The organism is Paraburkholderia fungorum (assembly GCF_046027215.1).
In the GTDB taxonomy this organism is placed as follows: domain Bacteria; phylum Pseudomonadota; class Gammaproteobacteria; order Burkholderiales; family Burkholderiaceae; genus Paraburkholderia; species Paraburkholderia fungorum_D.
The window spans coordinates 141,005-154,267 of record NZ_JAQQEN010000003.1 but is presented as its reverse complement, the minus strand read 5'-3'; the positions used below and the strand labels follow the sequence as shown (position 1 = coordinate 154,267).

10 protein-coding genes and 1 pseudogene are annotated in these 13,263 nt (G+C 61.2%); 8 read left to right on the top strand and 3 right to left on the bottom strand.

What is annotated here, in order from left to right; all coding sequences use genetic code 11:
* Nucleotides 1–18: 18 nt before the first annotated feature.
* A complete protein-coding gene (locus PQR27_RS36480) occupies nucleotides 19–1,212 on the bottom strand; it encodes a M20 aminoacylase family protein (protein WP_408528530.1) in 1,194 nt (397 codons plus the stop codon).
* Nucleotides 1,213–1,380: 168 nt separating this feature from the next.
* Between PQR27_RS36480 and PQR27_RS36475 the strand changes: the two genes are divergently transcribed.
* Nucleotides 1,381–2,334, top strand: a complete 954-nt coding sequence (locus PQR27_RS36475) for a LysR substrate-binding domain-containing protein (protein ID WP_408528529.1) — start codon at nucleotides 1,381–1,383, stop codon at nucleotides 2,332–2,334.
* 252 nt (nucleotides 2,335–2,586) lie between these two features.
* Here the strand turns inward: PQR27_RS36475 and PQR27_RS36470 are convergent.
* Nucleotides 2,587–3,054 (bottom strand): annotated as a pseudogene (locus PQR27_RS36470) (IS6 family transposase); the annotation flags it as partial.
* 500 nt (nucleotides 3,055–3,554) lie between these two features.
* On the opposite strand from PQR27_RS36470, the gene PQR27_RS36465 reads away from it, so the two are divergent.
* The 7 genes from PQR27_RS36465 (at nucleotide 3,555) to PQR27_RS36435 (ending at nucleotide 11,946) form a co-directional block, all read left to right on the top strand.
* Complete coding sequence (locus PQR27_RS36465; RefSeq protein ID WP_408528528.1) at nucleotides 3,555–4,523, top strand: AraC family transcriptional regulator; 969 nt, start codon at nucleotides 3,555–3,557, stop codon at nucleotides 4,521–4,523.
* A gap of 276 nt (nucleotides 4,524–4,799) precedes the next feature.
* A complete protein-coding gene (locus tag PQR27_RS36460) occupies nucleotides 4,800–5,858 on the top strand; it encodes an ABC transporter substrate-binding protein (RefSeq protein WP_408528527.1) in 1,059 nt (352 codons plus the stop codon).
* 78 nt (nucleotides 5,859–5,936) lie between these two features.
* Complete coding sequence (locus tag PQR27_RS36455; RefSeq protein WP_408528526.1) at nucleotides 5,937–6,758, top strand: ATP-binding cassette domain-containing protein; 822 nt, start codon at nucleotides 5,937–5,939, stop codon at nucleotides 6,756–6,758.
* Nucleotides 6,755–8,038: a sugar ABC transporter permease gene (locus PQR27_RS36450; RefSeq protein WP_408528525.1), complete on the top strand. Its 1,284-nt coding sequence runs from the start codon at nucleotides 6,755–6,757 to the stop codon at nucleotides 8,036–8,038. Before PQR27_RS36455 ends, PQR27_RS36450 begins: the two co-directional genes overlap by 4 nt.
* A gap of 25 nt (nucleotides 8,039–8,063) precedes the next feature.
* The gene (locus tag PQR27_RS36445; RefSeq protein ID WP_408528524.1) at nucleotides 8,064–8,792 is read left to right on the top strand and encodes an SDR family oxidoreductase; all 729 of its coding nucleotides are present in this window, start codon (nucleotides 8,064–8,066) and stop codon (nucleotides 8,790–8,792) included.
* Between the two features lie 96 nt (nucleotides 8,793–8,888).
* The gene (locus PQR27_RS36440; protein ID WP_408528523.1) at nucleotides 8,889–10,538 is read left to right on the top strand and encodes an FGGY-family carbohydrate kinase; all 1,650 of its coding nucleotides are present in this window, start codon (nucleotides 8,889–8,891) and stop codon (nucleotides 10,536–10,538) included.
* Nucleotides 10,539–11,667: 1,129 nt separating this feature from the next.
* Nucleotides 11,668–11,946: an HU family DNA-binding protein gene (locus PQR27_RS36435; protein ID WP_408528522.1), complete on the top strand. Its 279-nt coding sequence runs from the start codon at nucleotides 11,668–11,670 to the stop codon at nucleotides 11,944–11,946.
* Between the two features lie 255 nt (nucleotides 11,947–12,201).
* Here the strand turns inward: PQR27_RS36435 and PQR27_RS36430 are convergent.
* Nucleotides 12,202–12,925, bottom strand: a protein-coding gene (locus PQR27_RS36430; RefSeq protein WP_459251668.1) for an IS6 family transposase whose coding sequence is annotated in 2 segments (ribosomal slippage) — nucleotides 12,202–12,720 and nucleotides 12,722–12,925 — 723 coding nt in all. Because the reading frame shifts where the segments join, the coding sequence is not laid out codon by codon here.
* Nucleotides 12,926–13,263 lie beyond the last annotated feature (338 nt).

The following is a 13,263-nucleotide window of genomic DNA, read 5'->3' as shown; positions in this document are numbered from 1 at the left end:
CTCAACGTCGTTGTTGAACTACTTGTGTTCCATATGAACAGGATTTGCCAGAAAGCGTTCGGTCAGCTTGACCCAATAGGTGGCGCCCACTGCCAGACAGTCATCATTAAAATCGTAGCCGGAGTGGTGTAGTGCGCAACTGCGTTCGCCATCGCCATTGCCGATCACGAGGTAGCTGCCCGGGCATTTTTCGAGCATGAATGCAAAGTCTTCGCTGGCTGGGAAGGGTTCGAGGTCGTTGATGATGGATTGTGTGCCGAGCCAGTCCGCCGCCACCTGGCGCGCAAAGTCCGTTTCCGTACGGTGATTGATCAGTACCGGATGACAGCGGACGTAATCGATCTCCGCATGCGCGCCGAAACTTGCCGCCTGCCCATGCACGAGCTCGCAAATCCTGCGCTCGAGCAAGTCGCGCACGTCTGGCGCAAGCGCCCGGACGGTCAGCAGCATCTGCGCGGATGACGGGATCACATTCGACGCAACGCCCGCATGAATCGAACCGACGCTGATGATGGCCAGATCGCGCGGGCTCACGTTACGTGAGACGATACTCTGCAGCGCGGTCACGATCGACGCGCATACGACAATCGGATCAATCGCCTTGTCCGGCACGGCACCGTGCCCGCCACGACCCACCACGCGCACGGTGACGGTGTCGGCAGACGCCATGAATGCGCCGCTAAAGAAGCCCAGATGACTGGACGGATAACCAGGAACGTTGTGGAGCGCGAATACCGCATCGCACGGAAAGCGTTCGAAGAGGCCGTCTTCAATCATTTTCTGCGCACCGCCGAGGCCTTCTTCAGCGGGTTGGAAAATCAGGTTCAGGGTGCCGGAGAATGCTCGTGTTTCGGACAGGTACTTTGCTGCAGCCAGCAGCGTGGCAGTATGCCCATCGTGGCCGCATGCGTGCATGACGCCTTCGTTCCTGCTGGCATGAGGCAAGCCCGTCGTCTCGTGGATGGGAAGCGCGTCCATATCGGCGCGCAATCCAAGGGACCGCCCATGTCCGTTCTGTAGTGTGCCGACCACGCCGGTTTTACCGACCGCGCGGCTGACCTGATAGCCCCACTTGTTCAGGCATTCGTCGACCAGTTCGCTGGTTGCGGCCTCCTGAAAACCAAGTTCCGGATACGCGTGAATACGGCGGCGTAAGCCGATCATTTCCTCTTGAATGGCGGCGATGCCGGGCAAAACGAGGTCTTGAACCATCGATGAAGTCCTTTGAAGATCGGACAGACCTGGTCGTCGCGCCCGGCCGTTTGGGTGTCGGGCGTCGCAACTGTCTGCACTGGTTGGATCGAATGCTATTCAGCTAAATTTCGAGGGTGAAGCTGCAGTTTTGTTATGCTGACAACAATTAGTTGTCGGAGTGGTTTCGTGAAGATTCATCAACTGCAGGCGTTAGTCGCGAGTGCGGAAGCGGGCAGCATCAGAGCGGCCGCGCGCTCATTGGGGATTTCTCAGGCCGCAGTCACGCGCGCGCTGCGCGAACTTGAGGCCACCGAGCAACTGCCCTTGCTGATACGCGCGCCTGCAGGAATCGGCTTTACCGAATATGGCAAGGCGCTGCTCACGCACGCGAGGCTGGTCCTTAATCAGTTGGAGCACGCGCAGAACGACCTTGCGAGATTGCGAGGTCGGGCGGAGGGAAGGCTTAGCGTCGGTGTGACACCGTGGATCACGTTGACGTTTCTGGCTGAGACGGTATTGCTGTTTCGCAAGCGCATGCCCGATATTCAACTAGAACTGTTCGAGAGTCTGATGGCCGTCGCGCAACCGCTCTTACGCGCAGGCGACATGGACTTCGTGATCGGACAGTTGCATCCGTCTACTAGCACGCAGGAGTTTTCCTGCGAACCGGTGTTGAACTACGAGACGGCCGTGATGGTTCGCCGGGGGCATCCGCGTCAGCACTGCCGTTCGATTCACGATCTCCTGGATCAGGACTGGACACTGAATTTCGCGCCCGACGGTCAGGAAGCGCTGATCGACTATCTGTTCACACGCCATGGCGCGCAGATTGAAGCGTGCCGTATTGTGCGGGCACAGTCGCTAGGCACGCTGCAGATGCTGGTTGAGCGTGCCGACATGTGCACATGGTGCCCAACTGTCCTCCAGACGGCTCCCCTGTTTCAAAGTCAACTGGTGGCGCTAGCGCTGAAAGAGAAGTTCGATTCGCGACAACTGAGCATTGTCACGCGCCGGAACAGCACGCTCGGCGGCGCTGCGCACTGCTTTATCGAGTGTCTCTTGCAAGTGATCCGCAAGCATGCAAGATCGGCAAAGAAAGAAGACGTCGCGCTCTTTGACTCTTTGATTCTGCTTGTTTGACTGTCAGGCCGGGCGTCGCACACGTGTCCGCGAGGCTTGTCGCACAAGGTAAGATTGGTCGTCCGACCGTTCCTTCCCCGAAAGCGGACCGTTAGACCTTGCGGACGAATGTCCGCGTTGGATGTGCGCCGTGAAAAGGCGGCGTTTTCCAGTGGGCGCAAGCCCCATCCGACAACTTGAGACAACAGTGGCCGCGAGGGTTCTGGTGCAAATAGATAAGTCGGTCGGTAATCTTTCTGTAGACAGGATACCTTATCGAGCGAACAGGACTGCATTCCATACAGCTGGCATAGCGGCACCCCTGAGGCCGAGCTTTGCAAGATTAGACTGGTCCTTGTGAATTCGATGCATTAATTCGATGCCGGAAATCGTCGTCTTGGCGCTCCTGAACCGTTTGAAGGGCAGCATCACGTTCGTTCTCGATTTGATGCGGCGATGGTCCTGCTCGATCAGGTTGTTCAGATATTCCGAGGACCGGACCTTCGTATCCTCAGGCAGCAAACCATCGGCCTTCGTCTCGCGCACCGCGCGCTGCGACGCGGCATAGCCGTCGAGCGTGATTGTCTTCGGTGACTGGCCCTGATGCTTGATGGCTTTGCGGAAAAACGCTTTGGCTGCCTTCACGTCGCGCTTTGCGCGAAGCAGGAAATCTACCGTCTGTCCGGCCTGATCAACCGCCTGGTAAAGATACATCCACCTGCCTCGGATCTTCAGTGGGGTAGGAAACAGGGCGTAGTCGAACTATTTCCCTGTTTCTCCTCCCCGAACCGGACGTGCACCTCTCAGCGCATCCGGCTCTCCATTGAGGTGTCGCTCATAGCAAAGGCAACATCAGCGTAGCGCGACTCGATGGTGCGGCGTGTCTCATCGCGCAATATGTACGGATTTTCCATGGGGGTTCGCCAGGTGAATCGACCCTTGCGGCTGGTGACGAGGCGCCGAAGCGCCACTTCACCGTACCGACCCCGACTATCCCGGCCTTGCAGCACCCATGTCGTGGCCCTCCCTGGTTCAGAGGCCCGGAGTGCTCCCATGGGCTGCTGCATTGCACAAAAATTGACCCCTGATGCCATACGGACTTACCCGAATGCAATAAAGTATCAGTTCGCGGTCTTATTTTCGGTGGCAAGATATCCGTGGCGGGGCTAACTTTCTCTCATGGCGGACGCAATACGGCGTATGCGACTGCCAAAAGCAGAATAGGCTCAGGAGGAAGACAGATGCACACGACGCTGGGTGTCACGGCGCGTACCGATGCCCGCCACCCCAAAATCGCCCAGCCGGATCTGGAACTGGTCGCCGTCCCGCGCGATGAGTCGTTCAAGATCTGGTCGCATGGGTACCCGTATCGCACGGTGCGCTGGCACTTCCATCCTGAATACGAAATTCAGCTGGTTACGGCGACGACGGGCAAATACTTCGTAGGCGATTACATCGGCAATTTCGCGCCCGGCAATCTCGTGATAGTGGGATCGAATCTGCCACACAACTGGGTCAGCAATGTGCCGCAGGGCGATCGTGTGGATGAACGCTGCCTCATTCTGCAATTCGATGCAGAGTTCGTTACGCGCGCAATCAAGGTCTTCCCAGAGTTTAAGCGCGTCGAGTTGTTACTCGATGCATCGCGTTGGGGCGTACTGTTCACACCGGAAACGGGCGCGGCGGCTGAACCGATCATGCGCGAGATGCTGGGCGCGAAAGGCATGCGGCGTATCACGTTGTTTCTTGCCCTGTTCGACCTGCTGGTGCAAAGCGTCGCCCCGGTGAAGCTGGCGAGCGCAGCATATTGTGCGGACCCGGCGCGCTATGCGGAGACGCGGATCAATCACGTGCTTTCCTACATTGGCAAGAACCTGTCGCAAGAGTTGCGCGAAACGGAGTTGGCCGATCTCGTGGGACAGAGCGTCAGTGCCTTCTCGCGATACTTCCGTCGGCATACCGGCGTGCCTTTCGTGCAGTATGTGAATCGGCTGCGCGTTAATCTTGCGTGTCAATTGCTGATGTCGGGTGAACTGAACATCACCGATATCTGCTATCAGGTCGGCTTTAATAATCTCTCGAATTTTAACCGCCAGTTCCTTTCCCTGAAGGACATGTCGCCTTCGCGATGGCGGGCATATCAACAACTCAATGCTGCCAGTGCTACTGAACCGCCCGACGCAGCGCGTGCCTCGGAAGTGTCCGGCTAGCGCCGGCTCTGGAGCCGTTGCGCAAGACCGGCGATGACGACACGACAAACTAAGCGGCAACACTTTCAGCACGTGGATTGGAGATATTGCACACAACATAGGGTATGAAACACGACAGGGCAACTTACCCATATTTGGGCCAACACAAGCGAGGCGAATGATTGGCTTTAATCTGGAAGCCGCCAGCAAAGACGAAGAAATTATAACAAGGAGCTCACCCGCGACACAGAGACGAGAGCAGCTACGTCAGAGTTTTTCTAATAGTGGAGACATTCGATGACCAGACTTTCGAACCAACTAATCGGCGCAAGCGCCCTGAGCCTGAGCTTGTTGAGCAACACGGCGGCGCTGGCCGCGCCCAGTGGCACGGTCGCCTTTCTGATGCCCGACCAAGCGTCGACCCGCTACGAGCAGCACGACTTCCCCGGCTTCAAAACTGAAATGAGCAAGCTCTGCCCCGACTGCAAGGTGCTCTATCAGAATGCCAATGCCGACGTCTCGACGCAGCAGCAGCAGTTCAACTCGGTGATCGCGCAAGGCGCCAAGGTGATCGTCCTCGACCCGGTCGACTCGACGGCCGCCGCCTCGTTGGTTCACATGGCGCAGGGCCAGGGTATCAAGGTTATCGCCTATGACCGGCCCGTGCCCTCTACGCCGGCCAACTACTACGTCTCGTTCGACAACGAAGGCATCGGCAAAGCCATCGCGCAGTCACTCGTCCAGCACCTGAAGGAAACGGGCGTGCCGACCACCAAGGGCGGCGTGCTCGAGGTCAACGGTTCGCCGACTGACGCGGCCGCGGGACTGATCAAGAAGGGTATTCACGCCGGGCTGCAGGGGAGCGGCTACAAGACGCTGGCCGAGTACGACACACCGGACTGGGCGCCGCCGAAGGCCCAGCAATGGGTCAGCGGGCAGATCACGCGCTTCGGCTCGCAGATTATCGGTGTCGTGGCCGCTAACGACGGCACGGGCGGCGGGGCCGTCGCGGCCTTCAAGGCAGCCGGCGTCAACCCGGTGCCCCCCGTGACCGGCAACGACGCGACGCTGGCGGGATTGCAGTTGATCATCGCGGGCGACGAGTACAACACAATTCTGAAGCCGAGCGAGATAGTCGCCGCCGCGGCAGCGAAGGTGGCCGTCGGCTTCCTGTCCGGCCAGACGCCGAAGGCTGAAACGACGCTCTTCAATACGCCGTCCCAGCTCTTCAAGCCGGCAGTCATCACGGCGAAGAACCTCAAGGCGGAAGTTGTCGATAAGGGGTTCGCGAGCGGCAAGGATCTGTGTACTGATCGCTATGCCGAGGGATGCAAGAAGCTGGGAATCACTTACTGATCCGGCGCATACCCGACGCAAACGCCGGACGGGCCCGGCTCGTGCCGGGTCCCTCTACTCTCAATGAGGTATCCGTCCATGAATGACAACCCCACAACACGATCCAGACGCGGCGAACTGGTGCTGAGCCTGCGCGGCGTCTCGAAGCACTTCGGAGCGGTCTCGGCTTTGACGGACATCGAGCTCGACGTGCATGCCGGCGAAGTGGTCGCCTTGGTCGGCGACAACGGGGCCGGCAAATCGACATTGGTGAAAGTTCTAGCCGGGGTCCATCAACCCAGCGCCGGCACCATTACGTTCGGCGGCAAGGAGGTCACGCTGTCCAATCCGGGCGCGGCGCTCGACCTTGGCATCGCCACGGTGTTCCAGGACCTGGCGCTGTGCGAAAACCTTGACGTCGTCGCGAACATCTACCTCGGGCGCGAGCTGAATCCGCTGCGCCTCGACGAGGTCGCGATGGAGGTGAAGGCCTGGACGCTGCTGAACGAGCTGTCGGCGCGCATTCCGAGCGTGCGCGATGTGGTCGCGTCGCTCTCGGGCGGCCAGCGCCAGACCGTGGCAATCGCGCGCTCGCTGCTGCTGGACCCGAAACTGATCATGCTCGACGAGCCGACCGCGGCGCTGGGCGTGGCCCAGACCGCCGAGGTGCTGAATCTGATCGAGCGGGTGCGTGAGCGCGGTCACGCGGTGATCATGATCAGCCACAACATGGAGGACGTTCGCGCCGTGGCGGATCGGATCGTGGTGCTGCGCCTGGGTCGCAACAACGGCGTGTTCTATCCCGATTCCTCGAATCAGGAACTGGTGGCCGCGATCACCGGCGCCACCGAGAACGCCGTCTCGCGTCGCGCCGGCCGGCGCCAGGCCGAACAGGGCACCCAGACTAAGGAACCGTCATGAGCAACGATATTCACGGCGCCTCGCAAGCTGAACCGCAGGGTGCGCCACAGCCGTCCACGCTGCTCGACCGCAGCGATGTCCGCGTCAAGCACGCCACTGGCGTCGGCGGCACCGTGGCCGCCTTCATCGAGCGGGTGCGCTCGGGCGATCTGGGATCGCTGCCGGTCGTCGCGGGCCTGATCATCATCTGGACCGTGTTCGCCAGCCTGAACCCGGTGTTCCTCTCGGCCGACAACCTGGTCAACCTGCTGTTCGACTGCTCGACGGTCGGCGTGATCTCGCTGGGGATCGTCTGCGTGCTGATGGTGGGGCAGATCGACCTGTCGGTGGGTTCGATGAGCGGCTTTGCTTCGGCGCTCGTCGGGATGCTCTGGGTCAACCACGGGTGGCCGGTGCTGCTGGCCATCGTCGCTGCGATCGTCGTCGGCGCGGTGGTCGGCGCCCTGTACGCCTTTCTGCTCAACCGGCTCGGCATGCCGAGCTTCGTCGCGACGCTAGCCGGGCTGCTCGCGATCCTCGGGATGCAGCTGTATGTGCTTGGCGCTACCGGGTCCATCAACCTCCCCTATGGTTCGACGATGGTGAACCTCGGGCAACTCATCATCATCCCAGCTGTCGTTTCGTACCTCCTTGCGCTGGTGCCAGGTGTCGTGATGCTGGTGATCGGGCTGCGCACGCGCGAGCGCCGCCGCACATCCAATCTCTCGGCGCCCTCGGTTGGCGGCCTTTTTTTGCGAGCCCTAGCCATCACTGTTCTTCTGGAGGCGGTGGTTGCCTACCTCAACCAGGGACGTGGCGTTCCACTGATGTTCGGTATCTTCCTCGGCCTCTCGGTCGCGATGGACTATGCGCTCAAGAGGACGCGCTGGGGCCGGTCGATGAACGCGGTCGGCGGCAATCACGAGGCCGCGAGACGGGCAGGTATCAATGTCGGCGCCATCTACACCAGCGCCTTCGTCCTATGCGCCAGTCTCGCCGCACTCGGCGGCGTGCTAACCGCGGCACGGCTCGCCTCGGCCAGTCAGCAGGCCGGCACCGGCGACGTGAACCTGAACGCCATCGCAGCGGCCGTGATCGGTGGCACCAGCCTGTTCGGCGGCCGAGGCAGCGCGTATTCGGCCGTGCTGGGCATTATCGTGATCCAGTCTATCGCCAGCGGCCTGACGCTGCTGAACCTGTCGTCCTCGCTGCGCTTCATGATCACCGGCGCGGTGCTGGCGATCGCGGTGATCGTCGACTCGCTCGCTCGGCAGTCCCGCGTCTCGCATGGTCGCGCGTAATGCGAGTAATCCAGGAGAGCAGTCAATGAATGAATCCATGAAGGGAAAAGTTGCCGCCATCACGGGCGCGGCATCGGGCATCGGCCTCGAGTGCGCTCGCACCCTGATCGCGGAAGGCGCAAAGGTCGTTCTGATCGACCGTGCGAAGGACAGGCTCGCGCAACTGTGCGCAGAACTGGGGCCGAACGCACTGCCGCTCGTCGTAGATCTCCTGCACCCATCGGACGTATCCGCGATGCTGCCGGGAATCCTGGAGCTGGCCGGTGGCCTCGACATCTTCCATGCCAACGCCGGCGCCTACGTCGGCGGCGATGTTGTGGACGGAAATCCGGACGAGTGGGATCGCGTACTGAACCTGAACATCAATGCCGCGTTCCGATCGGTCCACGCCGTGTTGCCGCATATGGTCGCGCAGAAATCGGGCGACATCATCTTTACCAGTTCCATCGCAGGCATCGTCCCGGTCGTGTGGGAGCCGATCTACACCGCGTCCAAATTCGCGGTGCAGGCCTTCGTCCACACGACCCGGCGCCAGCTCGCCAAGCATGGTGTGCGGGTCGGCGCGGTGGCCCCGGGCCCGGTCGTCACGGCGCTGCTCGACGACTGGCCGAAGGCGAAGATGGACGAAGCGCTCGCTTCGGGCAGCCTGATGCAGGCGAGAGAGGTCGCCGATGCGGTGCTGTTCATGTTGACGCGGCCGCGCAACGTGACCATCCGCGATCTCGTGATTCTTCCAAACAACGTCGATCTCTGAAACGCATGACAGACGCGGGCGCGGTGATGTGGCTCGCCGTCGTCATGAAACGCCACTCTAGAGAAGCAAGAGCAGACAGTGAACAGGTAGCGAGCTATGACTTCAGAGAACCCGATCTCCGGCGCGACGGACAGCACGCGCAATACGCGCTATGTCATCGGCGTGGATGTGGGTACGGGCAGCGCCCGGGCCGGGATCTTCGACCTTGCCGGTCGCATGGTGGCCTCCGCCAAGCGTGACATCACGCTGTTCCATGCAAGCGGCTCCATCGTCGAACAGTCGAGCGCCGAAATCTGGAACGCCGTCTGCGATTCCGTGAAGAATGCGCTATCGCAGGCCGCCGTGGCGCCCGATCAGGTCGCCGGCATCGGTTTCGATGCCACCTGCTCGCTCGTCGTGCTGGGCGAGGGCGGTCAGCCCTTGCCCGTGGGCCCTTCCGAGCAAGCAGAGCGCGACATCATCGTGTGGATGGACCACCGTGCCGTGGGACAGGCCGAGCGTATCAATGCGACGGGCCACGAGGTGCTGAAGTTTGTCGGCGGCAAGATCTCGCCGGAAATGGAGACACCAAAGCTGCTGTGGCTCCTCGAGAACAGGCCGGGCGTCTTCGAGGCGGCGTGGCAGTTTTTCGACCTGACCGACTTCCTGACCTGGCGCGCGACCGGGGATCTGTCGAGATCCACCTGTACGGTCACCTGCAAATGGACTTATCTGGCGCACGAGCGGCGCTGGGATGAGAGTTACTTTCGGCGCATCGGCCTCGGGGTGCTGGCGGACGAGGATTTTGCGCGCATCGGCCAGACCGTCGTCGACCCGGAAACGCCGATGGGCAGCGGACTGACCACAGACGCCGCCGTGCAGCTCGGCCTGCGAACCGGAACGCCGGTCGCTACGGGCGTGATCGATGCCCATGCAGGGGGGGGCGGCACGGTCGGCGCCGACGGCGAGCCCGAGTCCTGCCTCGCCTACGTCTTCGGCACCTCATCGTGCACGATGACCACGACCCGCGGTCCGGTCTTCGTGCCCGGCGTGTGGGGGCCGTATTTTTCGGCGATGGTACCGGATGCATGGCTCAACGAGGGCGGCCAATCGGTGGCCGGCGCGGCGATCGAACGACTGCTTTCGATGCACCCCGCAGCCCCGGACGCCCGACGTCGCGCAGAGCACGAGGGCCACCCGCTGCCGGTGATGCTCGCCGGTCTCGCGGTGCAAGCGGCGGTCAGTCTGTCGGGGGCGGCGTTGCTGGCCAACGGCCTGCATGTGGTCCCGGAGTTCCTGGGTAACCGGGCCCCACTAGCCGACCCCCATGCAAGAGCCGTGATTGCGGGCCTTGGAATGGAAGACGACCTGAACAATCTGGTCGCCCTCTACATTGCCGGCATTTGCAGTATCGGTTACGGCCTTCGCCAGATCATCGAAGCACAGGCGATGGCCGGTGCACCGATCGAGCGGGTGGTTATCAGCGGCGGCGCGGGGCGACTCGATCTCGTTCGGCAACTACTCGCTGATGCGACGGGAAAGCCAGTGCTCGCGACGCAGGCGGAAGAGCCCGTGCTGCTGGGCGCGGCGATGCTGGGCGGCGTGGCGGGCGGCCTGTTCGACAACGTGCGCTCGGCGATGGCCAGAATGTCGCAGATCTGCAAGATCTACGCGCCGGACACGGGTGACATTGCGGCACTGCACGAGGCGCGGTTTCGCGCCTTCAGGCAGTTACAGACGGTGGCCAGGGAAATTCGCCAGGCTTGACGGTCAGCCAAAGATTGCCAGAGAGATCAATAATTAAATTCATGTCGCAGCTTCCGCGGGCGAGACGTTCGAGGTATCGATCAACGTCCATCCCGCCCAACGGTTTTTGGCTTCCCTGCGGCTGAAGTGCTCGGACGCGTAGCTTGGGCGTGGGGTTTAGGGATATCGTGCTGACGGCCAAACCGGCCCCGCGTGAGTCAGGTGGGCCGTATTGCTGAGCGACGGTCATGTTCAACGCAATCGGCAATCGGTGCCCGCTATGCGCGCTATGCCAGCCGGTGGATATGCCACGGTGAAGGGCAGTTGTGCGGGCACGAGGGGCCCGACGGTTTGATATCCTCTTGTCGCGTCTCGGGTTTAAGCGCTTAGCGGCTGTTTGAATAGCTGCGCGTCAGCTCGCCGACCGACAGTAGACTCCGCTTGACGCTCGAGAAACGCCTTACGCTATTCTTCGGCGTTCGCGATGAAGTCGGACAGTTCGCGCTCCATGGGCGAATCTTTGGCACCCGGTCTCCACGTCGCGGCTCCGTGCCGGCGGCGCGTGGCGCGAGCCAGCGCTAATGCAGACATCGCGGTCTTCGCACATTCGTATTGAACCTGATCGCAAAGGTCTGTTGGCTCACAGAACTCCCGAAATGCCTCCACATGCTCAAACGACCGTTATCCCTCCCCAAAAGAGAGGCGTGAGTTCAGTCGGCTCCTGTCCATCAGGGACAGAATTTGATGGTCGGATAGGGACGACAGCGTATGGTTTTCGATCGTTTCATGTCGTCCCAGGCAGTCGCGGCTCGTGAAGGGCGATCGGAGCGGGAGGCCGGTGGTGGCCGGAGTCGCGCGGACGCGGGAGCGCGCATCAGGGGCGGGGAACCGGCGGCCACGGCGCGATCGCCTATGCGACTTTGACGCCAGGCCGTCCGCGGAGTCCGAGAACGGCATCATCGCCGTTGACCTTGCGGCGGGGCGCCGAACTTTGTACGTGCAAAGTTTCTCGCGGGGCACTGCGGATCGTGGGGTCCGTCGGCTGGTTTGTCCCGGCGAGACGGCGGCAGCGCCGTTGCGTGCCGGTTGCGCGGACGTGCGTCATTCGGTAGGGTGACGCCATCTTCACAACCAGAACAGGGACAAAACCATGAACAAGCAGGAACTGGTGGATGCAGTCGCCGCGAAGACCGGAGACAGCAAGGCCGCGACGGGCGAGGCGATTGACGCGGTAATCGCGGCCATCACCGGCGAAGTGACGAAGGACGGCACGGTACAACTGATTGGCTTCGGTTCGTTTTCCACAGGTGCGCGTGCCGCGCGGGTCGGCCGCAACCCGGCCACCGGCGCCGAGATCCAGATCCCTGCCACGAAGACGGTGAAGTTCACGGCGGGCAAGGCGTTCAAGGACGCAGTGAACGGCGCCTGAGACCGGACGCAAGCAGTCGGCCGGATTTCTGGCGATGGCGCGGGCTGTCCCTAGGGCAGCCGCTACAGGTGCTGGCGGCAGCAACGGCACGGAGTGATCCGGCAGGACTTGGACCTGGCAATGTCTGCCTAGTAGCATCGATGGCGAGATGCCGCGATGTGCCGCGGCCCCTGTGATTCGCTGCATAGCTATATGCATAACGGCTCTGGTGCAAATATCTAGTGAAGCGAGACGTCTTTTATAAATAAGGATACCTTATTGGTTAAACAGCACAGCATTCCAGACTGCGGGTGCAGCGATATCCTTGAGTCCGAGAGCGCAGAGGTCGAACTGCCCCTTGCGAATGCGGTGCATCAACTCGATGCCTGAAATCGCGATCGCGGCGCTCCTGAACCGTTTGAATCCGAGCATCACGTTCGTTCTGGACTTGATGCTTCGATGGTCCTGGTCGATCACATTGTTCAGGTACTTCGAGGACCGGATTTTCGTGTCCTCAGGCAGCAGGCCATCGGCCTTCATCTCACGCACCGCCCGATGTGAGGCGGTATACCCATCGAGTGTAATCGTCTCCGGCGGCTGTCCCTGATGTTTGATTGCCTTGCTGAAAAAGGCTTTGGCCGCGGCTACGTCGCGCTTCGCCCTGAGCATGAAGTCCACCGTCTGGCCGGTTCGATCTACCGCCCGATAGAGGTAGGCCCACTTACCGCGGATCTTCAAGTACGTTTCGTCGCCGCGCCACGACCGGCCCGCGGGTGTGCTAAAAAGGGGTCCAGCGTTTGACGAATTCGGGCGTATAACGCTGCACCCAACGCAGGATCGTCGTGTGTGCGAGTGACACACCCCGCTCAGCCATCATCTCGACAAGATCCCGCAGGCTAAGCTTGTAGCGCAAGTACCAGCGAACACATAGAAGGATGATCTCACGATCAAAATGTCGCCCATCGAACAGCTTGTCCAGGCTCTTCAGCGTACTCGTCATTGGTTATCAGGTCGTGTAGTCCGACGACTCTAACCCATTCACGGCCTTCATTTGCACCAGAACCGTTTTTATGGCTTTGAACGCATCTAGCAAGCTTCGCCCGAAGGTGATTGCGCTGCAAAAATGCGGGGTCGCCATGCTCCTCCAGCGTACCGAGGCGGCGGCGGAGAATGGCGCACTGACGGAAACAAAGGCTCGTGAGACGTACCGCGCCACTGTGCGAGTACGCACGCGGCGGACCGCAGACTCGGAATCGTAACCGGTTCGAATATCTTTTTTGCCGAATGAAGCGCCACCGAAAGGTGGCGTTTTCGTTTGTGGCGCCCCAAGGGGTGCTT